This window comes from Methylobacterium sp. Leaf118 (assembly GCF_920984675.1).
Taxonomy (GTDB): Bacteria; Pseudomonadota; Alphaproteobacteria; order Rhizobiales; family Beijerinckiaceae; genus Methylobacterium.
Map to the genome: position 1 here is coordinate 1 of NZ_CAKLBV010000053.1, position 19,541 is coordinate 19,541.

13 protein-coding genes are annotated in these 19,541 nt (G+C 71.2%); 5 read left to right on the forward strand and 8 right to left on the reverse strand.

Going from position 1 to position 19,541, the window contains the following annotated elements; all coding sequences use genetic code 11:
• Positions 1-325: 325 nt before the first annotated feature.
• The 3 genes from LW587_RS18520 to LW587_RS18530 all read left to right on the forward strand — a co-directional run bounded on the left by LW587_RS18520 (position 326) and on the right by LW587_RS18530 (position 4,388).
• The gene (locus LW587_RS18520) at positions 326-1,819 is read left to right on the forward strand and encodes a leucyl aminopeptidase (protein WP_232631067.1); all 1,494 of its coding nucleotides are present in this window, start codon (positions 326-328) and stop codon (positions 1,817-1,819) included.
• Positions 1,816-2,589: a hypothetical protein gene (locus LW587_RS18525; RefSeq protein ID WP_232631068.1), complete on the forward strand. Its 774-nt coding sequence runs from the start codon at positions 1,816-1,818 to the stop codon at positions 2,587-2,589. Before LW587_RS18520 ends, LW587_RS18525 begins: the two co-directional genes overlap by 4 nt.
• A 95-nt stretch (positions 2,590-2,684) precedes the next feature.
• Positions 2,685-4,388, forward strand: coding sequence for an AMP-binding protein (locus tag LW587_RS18530; RefSeq protein WP_232631069.1), 1,704 nt, complete (start codon positions 2,685-2,687; stop codon positions 4,386-4,388).
• A gap of 132 nt (positions 4,389-4,520) precedes the next feature.
• On the opposite strand, the gene LW587_RS18535 is transcribed toward LW587_RS18530, so the two are convergent.
• A complete protein-coding gene (locus tag LW587_RS18535) occupies positions 4,521-5,300 on the reverse strand; it encodes a DsbA family protein (protein ID WP_232631070.1) in 780 nt (259 codons plus the stop codon).
• Positions 5,301-5,624: 324 nt separating this feature from the next.
• On the opposite strand from LW587_RS18535, the gene LW587_RS18540 reads away from it, so the two are divergent.
• Positions 5,625-6,668, forward strand: a complete 1,044-nt coding sequence (locus tag LW587_RS18540; protein ID WP_232631087.1) for an HD-GYP domain-containing protein — start codon at positions 5,625-5,627, stop codon at positions 6,666-6,668.
• Positions 6,669-6,733: 65 nt separating this feature from the next.
• On the forward strand, positions 6,734-7,915 hold the full coding sequence (locus LW587_RS18545) for a pyridoxal phosphate-dependent aminotransferase (RefSeq protein ID WP_232631071.1): 1,182 nt from the start codon (positions 6,734-6,736) through the stop codon (positions 7,913-7,915).
• Positions 7,916-7,946: 31 nt separating this feature from the next.
• Here LW587_RS18545 and LW587_RS18550 read toward each other — a convergent pair whose 3' ends face one another.
• The 7 genes from LW587_RS18550 to LW587_RS18580 all read right to left on the reverse strand — a co-directional run bounded on the left by LW587_RS18550 (position 7,947) and on the right by LW587_RS18580 (position 19,012).
• The gene (locus LW587_RS18550) at positions 7,947-10,184 is read right to left on the reverse strand and encodes a xanthine dehydrogenase family protein molybdopterin-binding subunit (RefSeq protein ID WP_232631072.1); all 2,238 of its coding nucleotides are present in this window, start codon (positions 10,182-10,184) and stop codon (positions 7,947-7,949) included.
• An 11-nt stretch (positions 10,185-10,195) separates the two neighbouring features.
• A complete protein-coding gene (locus LW587_RS18555) occupies positions 10,196-11,170 on the reverse strand; it encodes an FAD binding domain-containing protein (protein ID WP_232631073.1) in 975 nt (324 codons plus the stop codon).
• A gap of 13 nt (positions 11,171-11,183) precedes the next feature.
• The gene (paoA, locus tag LW587_RS18560; RefSeq protein WP_232631074.1) at positions 11,184-11,834 is read right to left on the reverse strand and encodes an aldehyde dehydrogenase iron-sulfur subunit PaoA; all 651 of its coding nucleotides are present in this window, start codon (positions 11,832-11,834) and stop codon (positions 11,184-11,186) included.
• A 577-nt stretch (positions 11,835-12,411) separates the two neighbouring features.
• Positions 12,412-13,671 (reverse strand): SfnB family sulfur acquisition oxidoreductase, encoded by a 1,260-nt coding sequence (locus LW587_RS18565; protein WP_232631075.1) that lies wholly within the window; start codon positions 13,669-13,671, stop codon positions 12,412-12,414.
• Between the two features lie 60 nt (positions 13,672-13,731).
• The gene (gene sfnG, locus LW587_RS18570; protein ID WP_232631076.1) at positions 13,732-14,835 is read right to left on the reverse strand and encodes a dimethylsulfone monooxygenase SfnG; all 1,104 of its coding nucleotides are present in this window, start codon (positions 14,833-14,835) and stop codon (positions 13,732-13,734) included.
• Positions 14,836-15,148: 313 nt separating this feature from the next.
• Entirely contained in the window at positions 15,149-17,572 is a 2,424-nt protein-coding gene (locus LW587_RS18575; protein ID WP_232631077.1) for a penicillin-binding protein 1A, read from the reverse strand.
• A gap of 156 nt (positions 17,573-17,728) precedes the next feature.
• Positions 17,729-19,012 carry an N-acetylmuramoyl-L-alanine amidase gene (locus LW587_RS18580; RefSeq protein ID WP_232631078.1) on the reverse strand — a complete coding sequence of 428 codons (1,284 nt, stop codon included), beginning with the start codon at positions 19,010-19,012 and terminating at the stop codon, positions 17,729-17,731.
• Positions 19,013-19,541 lie beyond the last annotated feature (529 nt).

The window sequence follows — 19,541 nt, forward strand, 5'->3', positions numbered from 1 at the left end:
CGGCGTCGAGAGCCGCGGCATGCTCTGCTCGGCGGCCGAACTCGGCCTCGGCGAGGACCATGACGGCATCTTCGACCGCGCGGACCGGGCGCCCGGCCGCGCACCGACGTGCGGGAAAACACCTCGGCGGCGGCCGGAACGCCCTCCGCCCGGATCCGGGCGGGGCGCGCGGCGCGGGCCGGGCCCTCCCGGCCGAATCGGCCGATCAAGATGCTGCGCCCTCGCGTTGCGTTCTGCGCCTCAGCGGCTACACAGATCCGCTGGCGTGCCGCGTGAGGGGCGCGCGCCGCCGGATCGTCGGGTAGGTGGGAAGCGAAGAGCAATCATGGCCGGTGGGATCGAAATCACCTTTGAGCCGCTGACCTCGCGCGCGCGCGGGGGCGACCTCGTCGTGTTCGTGGGCGACGATCTCGCCCTGTCGGGTTCGGCGGTCGACGCCCTGGGACGGGCGGGGGCGGAACTCGTGGCGCGCGCCGCCGCCAGCGAGCGCTTCAAGGGCAAGGCCCAGTCCGCCCTGAGCCTTCCGGCGCCCGCGGGCGTCGAGGCCGACCGGCTCGTGGTGATCGGCCTCGGCTCGGAGAAGGACCGGGCCAAGATCGACTGGACGACCCTCGGCGGCGTCACCGCGGGCCGGGTCGGGACGCGTAGCGCGCGGGTCGTGCTCGACTGGCCGGGCTTTTCGGGCAGCGCCCGGGACGTGGCCGATTTCAGCCTCGGCGCGCGGCTGCGCAGCTACAGCTTCGACCGCTACAAGACCAAGAAGAAGGACGAGGACGAGTCCTCCGCCGCCCTGACCCTGCTGGTCGCCGACACGGGCGCGGCGCAGGCCGCCGCCGGTGAGGCCGCGGCGGTGGCCGAGGGCGTGATCCTGGCGCGCAACCTCGTCAACGAGCCGCCGAACGTCCTCTATCCGGAAGAGTATGCCCGGCGCGTGTCGGAGCTGGAACAGCTCGGGGTCGAGGTCGAGATCCTGGACGCCGCCCGCATGCGCGAACTCGGCATGGGCGCCCTGCTCGCGGTGGCGCAGGGCTCGGCCCGGGAGCCGCGCCTCGCGATCATGCGCTGGAACGGGGCCGACGACGCCGCCGAGGCGCCGCTCGCCCTGATCGGCAAGGGCGTGGTGTTCGATTCCGGCGGCGTGTCGATCAAGTCGGCGGGCGGCATGGAAGACATGAAGGGCGACATGGGCGGCTCGGCCGCGGTCGTCGGCACCCTTCACGCCCTGGCCGCCCGGAAGGCCAAGGCGAATGTGATCGGCGCCATCGGCATCGTCGAGAACATGCCCGACGGCAATGCCTACCGCCCGTCCGACATCGTGACCTCGCTCTCGGGCCAGACCATCGAGATCATCAACACCGACGCGGAAGGCCGCCTCGTGCTCGCCGACGTGCTCTGGCACATCCAGGCGACCTACAAGCCCAAGGCCATGATCGACCTCGCCACGCTGACGGGCGCGATCATCGTGGCCCTCGGCCAGGACATCGCCGGCCTGTTCTCCAACGACGACGAGCTGTCGGCCCGGATCACGGCCGCCGGCGAAGCGGCGGGCGAGAAGGTGTGGCGGATGCCCCTCATCCCGGCCTTCGACAAGGCGATCGACTCGAAGTTCGCCGACATGAAGAACACCGGCGGGCGCCACGGCGGCGCGGCGACGGCGGCCGCCTTCCTCAAGCGCTACGTCAACGACGTGCCCTGGGCCCATCTCGACATCGCGGGCGTGGCCATGGCCTCCACCTCCTCCGAGATCAACCGGAGTTGGGGCGCGGGCTGGGGCGTGCGCCTGCTCGACCGGCTCGTGCGCGACCACTACGAGCGGTGAGCCGCACCGGGGTGCCCTCCGTCGGCATGGGAGCCGGCGCGGCGGACGACTATGCGTCGTCTCGGGGGCGGGGCGCCTGGACCGTCGCGGCGACGCCGCTCCTCGCGGCGATCGCCGCATTGTTCGCCGTCTTCCTCACGGGCTTCGACCAGCGCGCGGCGATGCCGCCGGACGTCGCGAACCGGTTCTACGGCTTCTTCCTCGACCGCTACCCGCTCTTCGCCTTCGCCCTGGTCTACGGGCTCGCCCGCCTCCTCACGGTGGCGCTGGCACCGGGCCGCGCCTCCCTCGCCCGCCGGCTGATCGGGCTTGTCCTCGGGAGCGGGCTCCTCCTCGGGGCGAGCCTGCACCCGACCTTCGGCGGCCTCGTCCTGCGGGCGGGCTTCGGCACGGGAAGCGGCGCCTTCCTCAACGGCATGCCGATGGCGCTCGCCTACGCGCTCGGCGCGGCCGCGGCGGCGGGGCTGTTCGGGCTCGCGATGGGGCTCGGTACGTTCCTCGTCGGGGGGGCCCGACGGCCGGTCGCGCGGAGCCGGATGCGGACCCTCGGCAGCGCTCTCCTGTTCGCGCTCGCGGGCTTCCTCGCCCTCTGGTTCGCCGCCGGGCTGCTGGGACTGGCCCGCGACGCCGGCTTCGGTCCCTGGCCGCGCCGGCCCCTCGACGCCCGCGATGCCCTGATCGCCGCCGGCCTGATCACGGCGGCAGCGCTGCCGCACGCTCTGCTCGTGGCCCTGCGCGGCCGGACATCCGGGTCCGCCGGGACGGGTTGATCCGTCGCGGGGGAAACGCTTAAGCCTCGTCTTGCGGAAGAGCCGGCATCAGGTCGGCCGCATCAGTCGGTCCCAGGCCGGCATGGAGGACGGGGATGGCCGAGAACCGGAGCGCGGAGCGCCCTTGGCTGTCCGCCTACCCACCGGGCATGCCGCACGCGATCGACGCCGAGGGGCTCGGCACCGTGGTCGACCTGTTCGACCGCAGCGTGCTGCGCTTCGCCGAGCGCCCGGCGCTGACCTGCTTCGGCGCGAGCCTGCGCTTCCGCGAGGTCGGCGCAGCGGCCCAGGCGGTCGCCGCGTGGCTCGCGGGGCAGGGCTACGGCAAGGGCGACCGCGTGGCGGTGATGATGCCGAACGTCCCGGCCTGCCCGGTCGCCCTGCTCGGGGTGCTGGTGGCGGGCTGCACGGTCGTCAACGTGAACCCGCTCTACACGGCCCGCGAACTCGCCGCCCAGCTCACCGATTCCGGCGCCCGCGTCCTCTTCGTGCTGGAGAATTTCGGCCATACGGTCGAGAAGGCGCTGCCCCAGGTTCCGGCCCTGGAGCGGATCGTCGTGGCCGGGCCCGGCGACCTGCTCGGGCTCAAGGGCCACCTCGTCAACGCCGTGTCGCGGCGGGTGAAGCGGGCGGTGCCGCCCTTCGCCCTGCCCCCCGCCCGCACCCTGCGCTTCGAGGCCGTGGTGCGGGCCGGGCGCGCGCTCAAGCGGCCCGCGGTCACGATCGAACCGAACGACATCGCCTTCCTGCAATATACCGGCGGCACGACCGGGGTCGCCAAGGCGGCGATGCTGACCCACCGCAACATCACCGCCAATATCGAGCAGAGCCGGCTCTGGTTTCGCACCTCCGAGGACGACAACGAGGGCAGCGTGGTGGTGACGGCGCTGCCGCTCTACCACATCTTCGCCCTCACCGCCTGTTTCCTGTTCTTCTTCCGGGTCGGCGGCTGCTGCCTGCTGATCCCCAACCCGCGCGACATCGACGGTTTCGTGAAGACCCTGAGCCGGACCCGGTTCACCAAATTCGCGGGCGTCAACACGCTGTTCAACGCGCTCAACAACCACCCGAAGATCGGCCGCGTGGACTGGTCGGGGCTCCACTACGTCGTCGGCGGCGGCATGGCGGTGCAGTCGTCGGTGGCGGCCCGCTGGAAGGAGATCACCGGGCACACGATCCTGGAAGGCTACGGCCTGTCGGAGACCGCGCCGGTGGTGAGCGTGAACCCGCGGGGCATGGAGACCTGGAGCGGCACGATCGGCTTTCCCCTGCCGTCCACCGACGTCTCGATCCGCGGCCCGGACGGGGCGGCCTTGCCCGTCGGCGTGCCGGGCGAGCTCTGCGTGCGCGGCCCGCAGGTGATGGCCGGCTACTGGAACCGCCCGGAAGAGACCCGGGGCGCCATGACGGCGGACGGCTATTTCCGCACCGGCGACGTGGCGCTGATGGAGCCGGACGGGCAGCTGCGCATCGTCGACCGGATGAAGGACATGATCCTCGTCTCCGGCTTCAACGTCTATCCGAACGAGGTCGAGGACGTGCTCGCCACCCATCCCGCGGTGGTGGAATGCGCCGTGGTCGGCGCGCCCTGCGCGGAGAGCGGCGAGCTCGTGGTGGCCCACGTGGTCCTGCGCGATCCCACGCTCAGCCACGACGCCCTGCGGGCCCATGCCCGGGCCGGGCTCACCGGCTACAAGGTGCCGCGCCGGTTCGTCGTCCACGAGACCCTGCCGAAGACCAATGTCGGCAAGGTGCTGCGGCGGGCCTTGCGGGACGGGAACCCGCCCGCCGGGGCCTGATTCCCGGGGGAACGCCGAGGCGGCCCAGGAACGAGGGGCACCGGCCCGGATCCGAGATCCAGCCCGATGCCCTCACGCCGAATCGTAGGGCCCGCGCGCCTCCGAGGCCGCGCGGGGCGGTGCCGGGAGCCCTCAGCAGCTCGCGTGGCCGCACTGGCGCACGTCGGCGATGGTCTTGCGCATCGCGTCGACGCCGACGGCACCGGGCAGGATCTCGTCGCCGATGACGAAGGCGGGCGTGCCCGAGAGGCTGAGCTTGTCCCCGAGCCCGACATTCTCGGCGAGCGCCGCCTTCACCTCGGGCCCCTGGGCATCCTTCTTCAGGCGCTCCACGTCGGCCCCGAGCTCCTTGGCGACGGCCAGGGCCTTCTCGCCGTTGATGCGGCCCTTGGTCTCCAGGAGCTTGGCGTGGAAGTCGAACATCTTCTCCGGCTTCAGCTGCAGCTTGGCGGCCAGACCGATCTTGCTGGCCTCCAGCGACTCGGCGCCGAGCACGGGGAAATCCTTGAGCACCACCCGCAGCTTCGGATCGGACTTGATCAGGGCCTGCACATCGGTGAACGCCTTGCGGCAATAGCCGCAATTGTAATCGAAGAACTCGACCACGGTGAGGTCGCCGCTCGGATTGCCGGCGACGATCCCGTGCGGCGAGTTGATCAGGGCCTCGCGCGAATCCTTGAGGGCCGCGGCCTGGGCGAGGCGCTGGGTCTCCTGGGCGCGGCGCTCGCCCTCGGCGATCGCCTCCTGCAGCACGTCGGGATTCTTGACGAGGTAATCCTTGACGATGCCCTCGATCGCCTTGCGCTGGGCGTCGGTGAAGGAGGCGTCCTCCTGCGCCGGGGCCACCGCGGTCGCACCGACCAGGAGCGCGCCGGCGAGGGCGAGGGCGGGAACGGAGCGGAAAGCCTGCATCGATACCTCGGTTGATCTCGGCCCGGCCGCACGGAGGGGCCACTGAAGGTCCTGCTCGAAGCGCCGGCGCGCGGCCGGTCTCGGGCGTGCTCTTATGGCACGGGCCGCCCGCCGCGCCGATGCGACTCTTGCCCTGCGCCCCGGATGGGACCGTTCCCGGGCCGAGCCGTGTCCTGCGATGCGCCTCGGGTACGGCGTTTTCACGGCGCAAAGGGGGGGCTCGGCCGGGCGCATTCAGAGAGTGATAAGTCATCCCAGCAAATACTAATCCCGCCCCGGGCTCCGATTCGGCGGCACCAAGGGGGGGCCGGGATGGATCGCAGCGTGATCGTCGTGGTGAGCGACCGGCCGGACCGGAGCAAGGCGCTCGTCGACGCGGTCGGCTCGGTCGCCGAATGCCGGGTCGTCGGCCTCGACGAGACCTGGGACCGCATCGGGGCGTTCCGCGGCGTCATCGCCGACATCACCCTCGGCCGGCCGGAGGCCAGGAGCTGCCTGAGGCGGCTCGCGAGCCGGCCCGGCCGGACGCGCACGCCCCTGATCTGCCTGACCCGCAGCGACAGCCAGTCCGTCTTCACCGAGGCGCGCAACCTCGGCGCCACGATGTGCCTGTCGGCCCATGCCGAGCCGCGCATGGTGGTGGGTTCCCTCGTGCGCGAGGTCTGGCCCGAGAAGACGGTGGCCGATCTCGTCGTCACCCGCGAGGTGAAGCGGACCGGCGCAGTGATGACGAGTCTGCTCAAGAGCGCGCAGACCGGCCCGGTCGACATGCCGGCCCTGGAACGCGGCATCGAGCCCGTGCTCGACGCGATCCACGAGGGCGGCCTGACGCGCTGGCTCGACGAGGTCTGGACCCACGACGACGTGACGTTCCAGCATTGCCTGCTGGTCTCCGGGGTCGCGGCGGCCTTCGCCCAGAGCCTGCAGCTCTCGAAGGCGGACTGCCAGCTCCTCACCCGCGCCGCCCTCGTCCACGATGTCGGCAAGTCGCGCATCCCCCTCAACATCCTGAACAAGCCGGGCCGCCTCGACGACGACGAGCGGGCGGTGATGCAGACCCATGCGCCTCTCGGCCACGAGATCCTGAAGGCCTCCGGCAGCTGCGATCCGGTCACGCTCGCGGTCACCCGCCATCACCACGAGATGCTCGACGGCTCCGGCTATCCCGACCGCCTGAGCGCCGCCGCAATCGGCGATCCGGTCCGGCTGCTGACCATCTGCGACATCTATTCGGCCTTGATCGAGCGCCGTCCCTACAAGGCGCCGATGCCGACCCGCGACGCCCTGGCGATCCTGTCGGGCATGAATGGCCGCCTGGAGGGTGGCCTCGTCCAGGCGTTTGCCCGGGCCGTGCAGGACACGCCGTAACGGGGGAGTCCGCCGCGGAACGGGATCTGCTATGGCCCGGCGCCCCCGGCACGGAGCCCGAGCCCATGCGTGACGATCTCGATCCCGGCCTCTTTCCGGCGCTCTCGCGGCGCGCCCGCGCCGTCGCCCCCTTCCTCGCCATGGACGTGATGGCCGCCGCCAGCGCCCGCGAGCGGCGCGGGGAGGGGGTGGTGCACATGGAGGTCGGCCAGCCTTCGGCCCCCGCGCCCCGGGCGGTGATCGCGGCGGCGCAAGCCGCGCTGGCCGACGGGCGCATCCCCTATACCGAGGCGCTCGGCCTGCCGGCTCTGCGCGAGCGCATCGCCCGCCACTACGCCGACACCTACGGCGTGGCGGTCGCGCCCGGGCGGATCATCGTGACGACGGGCTCCTCGGCGGGCTTCATCCTGGCCTTCCTGGCCCTGTTCGATGCCGGCGCCCGGGTCGGCGTGCCGCGGCCGGGCTATCCGGCCTATGACGGCATCCTGCGCGCCCTCGACCTGATCCCCGAGCCGCTGATCCTGCGGGCGGAGGACCGTTACGCGCCGACGAGCGCCGGGGTGCATGCGCTGCATGCCGCGAAGGGGCTCTCCGGCCTCCTCGTGATGAGCCCGGCCAATCCCTCGGGCACGGTGATCGCGCCGGCCCGCCTCGCCGACCTCTGCGCCACCGCCCGGGCTCTCGGGCTGCCCTTCATCTCCGACGAGATTTATCACGGCCTCAGCTACGGCGTGCCGACGGCGACCGCCCTGGCGTTCGACGACGAGGCCGTCGTCATCAACTCGTTCTCGAAATTCTACTGCATGACCGGCTGGCGGATCGGCTGGATGGTCGTGCCGGACCGGCTCGTGCGCGGGATCGAGCGGCTGGCCCAGAACCTCTACATCTCGGCGCCCTACCTCTCGCAGGTGGCGGCGCTCGCCGCCTTCGACACCCTCGACGAGATCGCGGCGATCCGCGACGGCTACGCGGCCAACCGCGGGCTTCTCCTCGACGCGCTGCCCTCGCTCGGCTTCACCGACATCCACCCGGTGGACGGCGCCTTCTACCTCTATGCCGACATCGCCCGGCACACGGGGGACGCCGTCGCCTTCTGCCGGCGGATGCTCGACGAGGCCGGCGTGGCCGCGACCCCCGGGCTCGATTTCGACCCGGAGGAGGGGGCCCACCATGTCCGCTTCTCCTTCGCCGGTTCGCAGGACGCGTGCCGCGAGGCGGTGACGCGGCTGAAGGGCTGGCTCGGCTGAGGGGGGCGGCGGCGACAAGCGGGGCCGCGGGTCAAGTCCGCCGCTGCGCCCGGCCCTCCTGAGCGGCCCAGCCCTCGAGCACCTTGTCGAGGGTCAGCGGATAGTCGCGGATGCGCAGGCCGGTGGCGTTGTGGACGGCATTGGCCACGGCCGCGCCCGCGCCGCAGATGCTGACTTCGCCGAGCCCCTTGCTCTTCAGGGGGTTCGCCTTGTCGTCGAGTTCGGGCAGGAACACCGCGTCGATCGCCGGCACGTCGGCATGGGCCGGGATGTGGTACTCGGCCAGATCGTGATTCACGAAATGGCCGGTGCGGGTGTCGGTCTCGACGGATTCCATCAGCGCCGCGCCGATCCCGAAGATCATGCCGCCGATGGCCTGGGAGCGGGCGGTCTTCTGGTTGAGGATGCGCCCGCCGGTGAACACGCCGAGCATCCGCCGCAGACGGATCTCGCCGGTCTCGGCATCGACCCCGACCTCGGCGAAATGCGCACCGAAGGCGTGCTGCGAGAACTGCTCCTTCATCGCCCCGGGCTTGATCTCGCCCTTGGCCTCGACGCCCTGCGCCCCGGCGAGATCCGTCAGCGTCGCCGAGCGGTTGCCCGAGGTGACGCGCCCGTCGGCGAAGACCGCGCCCTCGGCCGTCAGGCCCGCCGCCTGCAGCAGCGATGTCCGGAGATTGTCGCAGGCGACGTACAGGGCCGAGCCGGCCGAGCCCGCGCCGAACGAGCCCCCGGAGCCGGCGGCCTTCGGGTAGGCGGTGTCGCCGATCTCCACGCGGATGCGCTCGACCGGGAGCCCCATCATCGCGCCCGCGATCTGGGCCAGGATCGTGTAGGTGCCGGTGCCGATATCGGTCATCGCCATCCGCACCGTGAGGGTGCCGTCGGGATTGAGCCGCACGCTTGCCTGCGAGGGCATCAGCGGGTTGAGGCGCGAGGCCGCCGCCATGCCCATGCCGACCTGCCACCGCCCGTCCCGGGTCGCCCCGGTCGGCCCGCGCCGGTCCCAGCCGAAACGCTGCGCCCCCTCGCGCATGCAGGCGACGAGCTGCCGGGTGGAGAAGGGCACCTTCTTTTCCGGATCCTGCTCCGGCTCGTTGCGGATGCGCAATTCGATCGGATCGATCCCCAGCCGCTCGGCCAGCTCGTCCATGGCGCATTCGAAGGCGAGCTGGCCGACCGCCTCGCCGGGCGCCCGCATGGCGGAGGCGATGGGCACGTTGAGGTTGGCGAGCCGGTGCCGGGTCAGGCGGTTCTGCGCCGCGTAGAGCGAGCGGGTGACAACGGCGGAGGTCTCGAAGAACACATCCCCCGGCGCGGTGGCCGACCACGATTCATGGGCGATGGCGGTGAGCCGGCCGGTCGGGTCGGCGCCCAGGCGAATGCACTGGATCGTGTCGCTGCGGTGGGTCGCGACATGGAATTCCTGCTGGCGGGTCAGCGCGACCTTGACCGGGCGTTGCAGGCTCTTCGAGGCGAGGGCGGACAGGATCGCCTCGGGCTGCGGCTGCAGCTTCGCGCCGAACCCGCCGCCGATATAGTGCGAGACAAGCCGCACGTTCTCGGGCTTCAGCCCCAGGACGGAGGCCAGCGAGGTCTGGCCGCGGTTGAGCATCTGGTTGGCGGTGTAGAGCGTCACCCGTTCGCCGTCCGGCCCGCTCTCCCAGGAGGCGATGGTGGCGTGCGGCTCCATCTGGGCGTGGATCTGGACGGGGGTGGTGTATTCCACGTCGAGCGTCACCGAGGCGGCGGCGAAGGCGCCGTCGAAATCGCCGAGTTGGGAATCCGGCGGCGTCTGCGCGGGCTTCGGCTCGACGGCCGTGGGCCGGGCCGCCTTCAGCGAGGCGTCAGGGGTCTGCACCTCGTAGTCCGCCCGCACGAGAGCGGCGGCCGCCCGGGCCTGCTCGAAGCTCTGCGCCACCACGAAGGCGATGGGCTGGCCGTGGAAGCGGATCTCGCGGCCCTGCAGCTGCGGAAAGACCTGCTCCTTCTTCTCGCCCTGGTCCGGCACGGTCTCGTGGGTCATCACGAGGAGGACGCCCGGCGCCCGTTTCGCCGCGGACACGTCGAGGCTGCGGATGCGGCCCCGCGCGATCCCGGCCTCGACGACGAAGCCGTAGGCCGGGTTTTTCAGCTCGCGGGTCTCGTAGGCGTAGGCCGCGCGGCCGGTCACCTTGAGGCGCCCGTCGATGCGGTCGATGGGACGGCCGACGAGCCCGTCCGGCTTGCCGTCGAGGGGGGTCGCGCCGATCGGCTGGTTCATGTCCATGGCGGAACTCCTCAGGCGCGAAGGGCGTCGGCGACGGTGGCACGCAGGGTCCGGCGGGTGAGCGGGATCTTGAAATCGTTGGAGCCCTGGCCGCGGGCCCCCTCCAGCAGCCGCTCCGCCGCTTCATCCGCCGAGCCGGTCTCGACGAGGGCGGCCTCCGCCGCCTCGACCCGCCAGGGCTTGTGGGCCAGCCCGCCGAAGGCGAGCGTCGCGCGCTGGGGCCTGTCCCCCTCACCCTTGGCGATGATCGCGGCGACCGAGACCGTGGCGAAGGCGTAGGACGCGCGGTCGCGGACCTTTCGGTAGAGGTGCACGCCCTCGACGGGCTTCGGCAGCGTCACGGCGGTGATGAGTTCGCCGGGCCGCAGGTCGGTCTCGATCTGCGGGGTATCGCCCGGCAGGCGGTGGAACGCGGCGATGGCGATGCGGCGGGACGCGCCCTGCGGATCGACCGTCTCGATCGTGGCGTCGAGGGCGCGCAGGGCGACGTTCATGTCGGAGGGGTTCGTGGCGATGCAGGCCTCGCTCGCCCCGAGCACCGCCATGATCCGGTTGAAGCCGCCGATGGCGGCGCAGCCCGAGCCCGGCGCGCGCTTGTTGCAGGGCTTCGTCGTATCGTAGAAGTAGTAGCAGCGGGTCCGCTGGAGCAGGTTTCCGGCGGTGGTCGCCCGGTTGCGCAGCTGGCCGGAAGCCCCCGCGAGCAGGGCCTTGGCCAGCACCGCGTAATCCCTCCGCACGCGGGGATGCGCGGCGAGGTCGGCATTGCGCACCAGTGCGCCGATGCGCAGGCCGCCCTCCGCCGTGTCGGTGACCTCGGCCAGCGGCAGGCGGTTCACGTCGATCAGGGTCGCGGGCGTCTCGATCTGAAGCTTCATCAGGTCGAGCAGGTTGGTGCCGCCGGCGATGAAGCGGGCCTCGGGCCGCTCGGCGGCCAGCCGGGCCGCGTCCTGAACCGTGGCGGGGCGCTCGTAGGCGAAGGCCTTCATGGGGTTCGCCCTCTCAGATCTTGGTGCGGGCGTCGCGGATCGCCGCGACGATGTTGGGATAGGCCGCGCAGCGGCAGAGATTGCCGCTCATCCGCTCGCGGATTTCCGCATCCGTGAGCGAGGCCGTCCGGGTCAGGTCGTCGGTGACATGGCTCGGCCAGCCGGCCTCCACCTCCGCGAGCATGCCGACGGCCGAGCAGATCTGACCCGGCGTGCAGTAGCCGCACTGGTAGCCGTCATGGTGCAGGAAGGCGGCCTGGAGCGGATGCAGGGTCTCGCCCTCTGCCAGCCCCTCGATGGTGGTGATGGCGTCGCCCTCGTGCATCACCGCGAGGCTGAGGCAGGCGTTGATCCGCCGCCCGTTCACCAGCACCGTGCAGGCGCCGCACTGGCCGTGATCGCAGCCCTTCTTCGAGCCGGTCAGGTCGAGATGCTCGCGCAGCGCGTCGAGCAGGGTCGTGCGGGTGTCGAGGGTGAGCGCGTGCGCCTGCCCGTTGATCGTGAATGCGACCGGCATGGTCTGCGGCTGCGGATCGGTGGCCGACGGCGCGGCCTGCGCCCGGCCGCGCAGGGCGGCGCCCGCCGTCGCCAGGGCGGCGCAGCTGCCCATGACCGTGCGGCGGGTCGGGTCGAACCGCCGGTCTCTCGTCGAATGGTCCGTCATCAGGCCTGCCGTCCCGCGCATCCGGACCGGCGGCGCCAAGACCACCCGTCTGGCAAGGCCACTGGTCTGGAATGAATCGAAAACTGCAGGCGGAACCCGAGAGGCGTCCCGGTTGATCCGGCCCGGGGCCGCGCCTCTATGGCGCAGGTCCACGGATCGGCTTCGCGAGAGGAGACGGTGCCGGGGCCGTCCGGTCACGGCGTGATACGGTCTCCGGCTGATGGCGTCGTTTCAGCCCCCGATCCCGTCTTTCCGGGGCGGGAAGCGACCCCGGACCCGCAGGGGCGCGCCGGAGGCGTACTATCGACGACGGGCCGCGACGCCATGCTCGCGCGTCGTATCGCGGGTGGATCCCGGGTTCCGCTGTGCGGCCCCGGGATGACGGGCGAGGCCAGACCGGAGGGATCAACCGGAAAGGGTATGATACGGGCTCCGCTTGATCAAAGCGGAGCCCGTATCAGGCAAGCCCGCGCGGCGTTTGCGCGAAGCCCAAATCCGCCATCCCGGAGGGATCAACCAGATTTGGTATGAGAGGTCCGGGCAGTGGGCGCCGGGCGGCGTCCGCGCCGGCGAGGGTTCAGCTCCAGGCGTGGAAGGGCGGATTCACGCCGTTCAGCGCGTGGTTGCCGACGATGGCGACCTTCCAGCGCACGGGATCGTGCAGGGTGTGGGTGCGGGCGTTGCGCCAGTGGCGGTCGAGATTGTGCTCGGCGAGCGTCGAGCGGGTGCCCGAGAGTTCGAACAGGGCGTTCGCGGCGGCGAGCGCCCCCTCGGTGGTGAGCACCTTCGCCTCCGCCGTGGCGATCTGGGCCGCCGCCACGCTCTCGGGCGTCGGGTGCGCGACCGCCGCGTCGATGGCCCATCCCGCCCGGTCGAGCAGGGCTTCCGCCGCGTGCTGGCGGATCGTCAGGTCGCCCACCGTACGGATGGTGTAGGGGTCGTCGGAGGCCCGCTCCTGACCGCTGTCGATCCAGGGGCGCGCCTTCTCGCGCACGAAGTCGATCGTATCGTCGAGGGCGGCCCGGCCGATTCCGGCATCGACCGCCGCCTGGATGATCTGGAAGATCGCCCCGTCGGCGCTCGGTGCCGCGTAGCCGCGCCACGCCGGCACGAGGCGGGACTTCTCCACGCGCACGTCCTCGATGAGGACGGTGCCGCTGGCGGTGCCGCGCTGGCCAAAACTCGACCAGTCGTCGATCACGGTCAGGCCCGGCGCATCGCGCTCGGCGATGGCGTACCAGGCGCGACCCTCGTCATCGAGGGCGACGATCGGCACGAGGTGGGCGAGGAGCGCGCCGGTGGCGTAGAATTTCTGCCCCCGCACGACGACGTGGTCGCCGTGATCGGTGAAGCGGGTCTCGAACTCGGCGGCGCGCCGGGTGCTCTTTTCCGAGAAGGCGTTGCCGAAGCGGGTGCCCTTCAGGACCTCGGCGAACAGGTCGGCCTGCTGGGCCTCGTCCGAGACCGTGCGGATCGCCGCGACGATGCCGAGATGATTCTGGGCGATCTGCGCGATCGACGGGTCCGCGGCGGCGATGATGGCGATGACCTGGGCGAGCGTCCGGTAGGACAGTTCCGGCCCGCCGAACGCCTCCGGCACGTTGATCGACCAGAGGCCGCTCTGCGAGAAGGCGTCGAGTTCGGCGAGCGGGCGGGCATGGGTGCGGTCCCGCTCGGAGGCGCCCGCGCGGAAGGCGTTCGCGAGATCCTGGGCGATGCGGATCGCCTCGGCATCGTCCCGGATGACGTGGGCCGGGGCCGCGGGGCGTGCGGGCCCCGGCACGCCCCGCGGCCGGCTGCCGGCCTCGGCCGTGGTGGGATTGACGGCGATGGTCATGATAGGTCTCCGCGCGTGAGAAGATGATGGGCGGGCCGCCCCCTCTGCGGGGGGAGGGCTCTATGCCGCCTCGGCGCGGCGTTCCCGCGCCGCCTCCAGGGCCCGCACCCGCGGGATCACCTGCTCGCCGAAGAACTGCACCTCCTCCTGGAAATGCAGGAAGGCGAGCAGGGCGAGGTCGGCGCCGGCCTCCTTCAAGGCGAGGATGCGCTCGGCGATCTGGTCGGGCGTGCCGATCAGGTTGGTCTTGAAGCCGTCGTTGTACTGGACGAGATCCTCGAAGCTGGACTTCGCCCAGTTGCCCTCGCCCTCGGGGCTCGCCGTGCCGGCGTTCTTCGCCTCGTGGCCGAAGGCCTTCACGGCCTCCGGATCGGCATGGTCGATGATCGCTTGCAGGACGGCGCGGGCCTCCTCCTCCGTCTCGCGGGCGATGACGAAGGCATTGACCCCGACCTTCACGGAATGGCCGTTCGCCTGGGCCTTGGCGCGCAGGTCCTCGACCTGCGCCCGCACGCCCTCCGGCGTGTTGCCGTTCGTGAAATACCAGTCGGAAACCCGGGCCGCCATGTCGCGCGCCGCCCGCGAGGAGCCGCCCTGGAAGATCTCCGGCCAGCGCCCCGGCTTCGGCTTCAGGGTGTAGTTCGTGTAGCGGTAGAAGTCGCCGCGGAAGCTGAAATCGTCCTGCGTCCAGATCCCGCGCAAGGCGCGGATGAACTCTTCCGAGCGGCGGTAGCGCTCGTCATGGTCGAGCCAGGGCTCGCCGATCGCCCGGAACTCGCCCGAGAACCAGCCCGAGACGACGTTGACGGCGATGCGCCCTTCCGTCAGCTCGGAGATCGTGGCGATCTGCTTGGCCGCGAGGGTCGGGTTCCAGGGGCCAGGCAGGATCGCGGCGATCACGGTGAGCCGCGTCGTCGCCGCGGCGAGGGCGTGGCTGAAGGCGACCGATTCGTGCTGGTACTCGGCGCCGTAGCCCGCGGTGAAGCGGATCTGCGTCAGGGCGTAGTCGAAGCCCGCCGCCTCGGCGATCTGGGCAAGCGTGCGATTGTAGGCGGCGTCCCAGCTCGTGCGCTGGGGGATCGTGCTGATGACGAGGCCGCCCGAGACGTTCGGCACCCAATAGGCGAAGCGGATCGGCGCGGGGGAATCGGGGTGGGCGGGCATGGCGAAACGCGGCTCGGCTTCTGTGGCGGGGGCGCGACGCAACGGGAGACGGGATCGCGACCGGATCCGCTCTCGTCTCGCTGTTCCCAAAGCATCGCCGCGGGATCCCCCGTCGTCAAAGGAATGATCGAGCCTTTTTCGGCACGGATCGAAAAGGCTGTTCTTCGGAACACAGCGCCAGAGCATCGATCCTGTTCTTGAATACGATCCGATAACCGATCGATCTGTCACGACCCTCGGCTTGACGCGCCCCGGAAACGAAAAGAGCCGCCCGGGCGGGGGCGGCTCCTTCGTCGCGATGGGCGGATCGGGGTCAGTACACGCCGCCGGCCTGGGCGGCGGCCCCGGCATCCGGCGGCACGGTGGCGGGCGGGCCGGAGGGTGCGGCGACGTAGGCGTCGGGGGGCGCCGTGCCGGGCTTGAACGCCTCCAGGATCGTGCCGCCGCCCTCGCCGGAGCCGGCGCGGGTGCCCGAGGAGGCATTGACGCGGATCAGCTTGATGCCCGGGGGCACGCGGAACGGCGTCGGCGGCTTGTCCTTGAGCGCGACCTTCAGGAAGTCGAGCACGATCGGAGCCGCGAGCCCGCCGCCGGTCGCCCGGTCGCCGAGGGAGCGCGGCTTGTCGAAGCCGAGATAGACGCCCACCGCCAGATCGGGGGAGAAGCCCACGAACCACGCGTCCTTGGCGTCGTTGGTGGTGCCGGTCTTGCCGGCCAGGGGCTTGCCGATCTGCTTGAGCAGGGTGGCGGTGCCGCGCTGGACCACGCCCTCCATGATCGAGACCATCTGATAGGCGGTGAGCGGGTCGAGCACCTGCTCGGACTCGTCCACGAGCTTCGGCTCGTCCTGGCCGGCCCATTTCTCGGCCTCGCAGCCGACGCATTTGCGGTTGTCGTGGCGATAGATCGTCTCGCCGGTGCGGTCCTGGATGCGGTCGATCAGCGTCGGACGGATGCGCCGCCCGCCATTGGCCAGCATCGAGTAGGCGGTGACCATGCGCATGACGGTGGTCTCGCCGGCGCCCAGCGACATCGGCAGCACGGGGAGCAGATCGTCATAGACGCCGAACCGGCGGGAATACTCGGCGATGAGCGGCATGCCGATGTCTTTCGCGAGCCGCACCGTCATCAGGTTCTTCGAGTGCTCGATGCCGTAGCGCAGGGTGTGGGGCCCGCCGGCCTTGCCGTCGTAGTTCGACGGCGTCCACGCCTCCTGGCCGGGGCCGGCCTCAATGGTGATGGCCGAATCCTGCACCACGGAGGAGGGGGTGTAGCCGTTGTCCAGGGCCGCCGAGTAGACGATCGGCTTGAACGAGGAGCCGGGCTGGCGCATCGCCTGGGTCGCGCGGTTGAACTCGGAATCGTCGTAGGAGAAGCCGCCGACCATGGCGTGGACGCGGCCCGTATAGGGGTCCATCGCGACGATCGCGCCGGAGACCTCGGGCTTCTGCCGCAGGCGGTAGAGGGCGCGGCCCTGGTCGATCGGCTCGACATAGACCAAGTCGCCGGCCTTCAGCGCGGAGGCGACCGAACGCCCGGTCCACTTCACGCCCTCGGCCGTGATCGATCCGGTCTCGCGGTCCTTCGAGACGGCGCCGGAGGCTTCGCGCCGGGGCTGCAGGCCGATCTGCGCGACGCCGCCGGACGTGCTCAGCACCACCGCGAGCCGCCAGGGGGCGATGTCGCCGAGGGCCGGCATCTCGGAGACGGCGAGCCCCCAGTCGCGGCCGGTCAGGTCGACCTGCCGCTCGGCGCCGCGCCAGCCGCGGCCCTGGTCGTAGCGCACGAGGCCGTCGATGAGCGCCTTGCGGGCCCAGGACTGCATCTTGGGATCGAGGGTGGCGCGCACCGAGAGGCCGCCCTCGTAGAGCTTGGTCTCGCCGTAGCGCTCGGAGATCTCGCGGCGGACTTCCTCGGTGAAGTAATTGGCGTTGGCGGCGTTCGGGAAGGCGACGCGCGGGTTGACGCCGAGCGGCAGCTTCCGGGCCTCCGCGCCCTCCTCGGCGGTGATGTAGCCGTTCTGGGCCATCAGGCCGATGATCTCGTTGCGCCGCGACAGCGCTGCCTGGGTCTTGCGGTAGGGGTGGTAGTTGTTCGGACCCTTCGGCAGGGCGGCGAGGTAGGCCGCCTCGTTGATGGTCAGTTCGTGGACCGATTTTCCGAAGTAATCCAGCGCCGCGGCGGCGACACCGTGCAGGTTGCGGCCCGGCACGATGGTGCCGAGGAAGATTTCGTTGAGATACAGCTCGAGGATCTTGTCCTTCGAGTAGGTCGACTCGATCCTGAGCGCGATCAGCGCTTCCTTGATCTTGCGGTCGTAGGTCTGCTCGTTGGAGAGCAGGAAGTTCTTGGCGACCTGCTGGGTGATGGTCGAGGCGCCCTGCTTCTTGCCGGACTGGGCGTTGGTGACCACCGCGCGGACGATGCCCTCGGGGTCGATGCCGCCATGCTTGTAGAAATTCTTGTCCTCCGCCGAGAGGAAGGCGGCGACCACGATCTTGGGCATCGCCTGGATCGGCAGGTAGAGGCGCCGCTCATGGGCGTACTCGGCCAGCAGCGAGCCGTCGGAGGCGTGGACGCGGGTCATCACCGGCGGCTCGTAATTGGCGAGCGCGGCGTGGTCCGGCAGGTCCTGGCTGTACTTCCAGTAGAAGAACGCGCCGACCGCGGCGACGATGCAGAACACCACCGCCCCGGCCGAGAACAGGAATGCGAAGAATCGCAGGATGAAACGCATCCGGTGTCCGTCCGTCGCTCGTCCGCTGCGGGCCTGGGATCGGGCTCGGCGCTGGGGGCCGGCCCCGGCTCAGGGCTCGTCTCATGGGCCCCCGCGCGATCCGCGCGGCATCCGGCGGACGGGGCCCCTTCGTGAAGGCCCGTATCGACACTGGTTCTATGGTGAAACTGGGGCGATCGAGGCCGCCTTGCGCGGCGCGGCCGGGCCGGGGCGCGAGAGGGTGGCGCGGCCGGCGAAGAACAGGTCGATCGCCTTGGCCATCGAGCCCGTGACCCGCATGCGCCACTCTTCGGATTGCAGCTTCTCGAGATCGCTCTTGCTCGACAGGTAGCCGAGTTCGACCAGCACCGAGGGCACGTCGGGGGAGCGCAGCACCTTGAATCCCGCCTCGCGATGCGGCTTCGCGCTCATCTCCATGACGGGGGCGAGCTGCCCCATCAGCTTGCCGGCAAAGCCCGCCGAGAAGCCGCGGGTCTCGCGCAGGGTCAGCTCCTGAAGGATGTCGGCGACGTCGCTCGCGCCCTCGCCCGAATCGGTGCCGCCCGCGGCGTCCGCCCGGTTCTCGCGCTCGGCGAGGCGCGCGGATTCGCCGTCGGTCGCCTTCTCCGAGCCGGTATAGATGGTGGCGCCCTTCACCTGGGGCGCCGCCGAGATCGAATCGGCATGGATCGAGACGAAGAGATCGGCCTTCGCCTCGCGGGCGATGCGCACCCGGTCCGCCAGCGGCACGAACACGTCGCGGTCGCGGGTCATGGCGATCCGGTAGCGGCCGCTGCCCTCCAGGCGCTCGGACAGGGCCCGGGCGAAGGCGAATACGATGTCCTTCTCGTAGACGCCGGTCGCCGCGATGGCCCCGGGATCGATGCCGCCGTGGCCGGCATCGATCACGATGAGGGGCCGGGTGTCGGCGGCCTCTCCCGGCGGCGGCGCCTTCGCGGCGGAGGGGCTCGGATCGGCCGCGACGGAAGCCTTGCGGAAGGCGTCGCGCTCGACCCGGCGGAAGGGGATGGTCACGAGGGTGGCCCCCTCGCGCGTGCGCGTGGTCTCGATGGCCTCGACCACGGCCGGCCCGGCCAGATCGACGACGATGCGCGAGCGGCCGGGGGCGAACAATCCGTAGCGGAACGAGGCGACGGCCCCCTCGCGGCGGCGTCCGGCCTCCGCCCCGAGCTGGAAATTCACCTCGGGCAGGTCGATCACCGCGCGGTCGGGCCGCTCCATCACGAAGGCACGGGCCTCGACCGGCTTCGACAGGGTCAGGACCAGCCGGGTCGTGCCGCCCTGGCTCGCCAGATCCGCGGCGATCGCGACCGCGGCGTTGCGGGCGGGCCCGTCCTGCCCGGAGGCCGGAATCAGGCTCCCGGCCAGCGCCAGCAGCGCCCCGGCGAGAAGGGCGGGGCGAAGAAGTCCGAAGCGGAATGTGCGGGCGCGCGGCTGCATCGGTCGGCCAAGGTTCCGGAAGCCTCCGATACGAGATACGGCCGGGATGGTTAACCGTTCCTCACCGCGCCGATGCCGGTTGCCACGGGCCTGTTGTGCCAGGGCGACACAGATCCCACCCGCCTCAGAGCCGCCCCTCCGATAGGACGCCCTCCACGCCCTCACGGACCCGTCGTCAGACGACGTCGGCGTTTGGGCCTTCCGCAGAGGGCCGGGCCTGCCGGCCCTGCGCGGCGACGGACGCGATCTCGCAATTCTCCGTGATGGCCTCCGGCGAAGACTCCGATGGCCTCCGGCGAAGACTTCGGCGAAGACTTCGGCTCGCCCCCCCGCGCTTCATGCTCCTCCCATGCGGATCGCCGAATCCGCTGCGCCGAAGCCGCGCGTCGGCAGCCTGGTCGCGGCGTGTCAGGGCCGTACCCTTGTACGCAGAGCCCCTTGCATTCATCCCGCGACACTCTGTAATGGTATCGACCCCATTCCCGAGCCGGCGCTTCGGCGGCCCTCGGGGGCGCCCGGGGCATGGACG

Coding starts and splice junctions, on each gene's coding strand:
- LW587_RS18520 (WP_232631067.1), top strand. CDS start 326: ATGGCCGGTGGGATCGAAATCACCTTTGAGCCGCTGACCTCGCGCGCG.
- LW587_RS18530 (WP_232631069.1), top strand. CDS start 2,685: ATGGCCGAGAACCGGAGCGCGGAGCGCCCTTGGCTGTCCGCCTACCCA.
- LW587_RS18535 (WP_232631070.1), bottom strand. CDS start 5,300: ATGCAGGCTTTCCGCTCCGTTCCCGCCCTCGCCCTCGCCGGCGCGCTC.
- LW587_RS18545 (WP_232631071.1), top strand. CDS start 6,734: ATGCGTGACGATCTCGATCCCGGCCTCTTTCCGGCGCTCTCGCGGCGC.
- LW587_RS18550 (WP_232631072.1), bottom strand. CDS start 10,184: ATGGACATGAACCAGCCGATCGGCGCGACCCCCCTCGACGGCAAGCCG.
- LW587_RS18555 (WP_232631073.1), bottom strand. CDS start 11,170: ATGAAGGCCTTCGCCTACGAGCGCCCCGCCACGGTTCAGGACGCGGCC.
- paoA (WP_232631074.1), bottom strand. CDS start 11,834: ATGACGGACCATTCGACGAGAGACCGGCGGTTCGACCCGACCCGCCGC.
- LW587_RS18565 (WP_232631075.1), bottom strand. CDS start 13,671: ATGACCATCGCCGTCAATCCCACCACGGCCGAGGCCGGCAGCCGGCCG.
- sfnG (WP_232631076.1), bottom strand. CDS start 14,835: ATGCCCGCCCACCCCGATTCCCCCGCGCCGATCCGCTTCGCCTATTGG.
- LW587_RS18575 (WP_232631077.1), bottom strand. CDS start 17,572: ATGCGTTTCATCCTGCGATTCTTCGCATTCCTGTTCTCGGCCGGGGCG.
- LW587_RS18580 (WP_232631078.1), bottom strand. CDS start 19,012: ATGCAGCCGCGCGCCCGCACATTCCGCTTCGGACTTCTTCGCCCCGCC.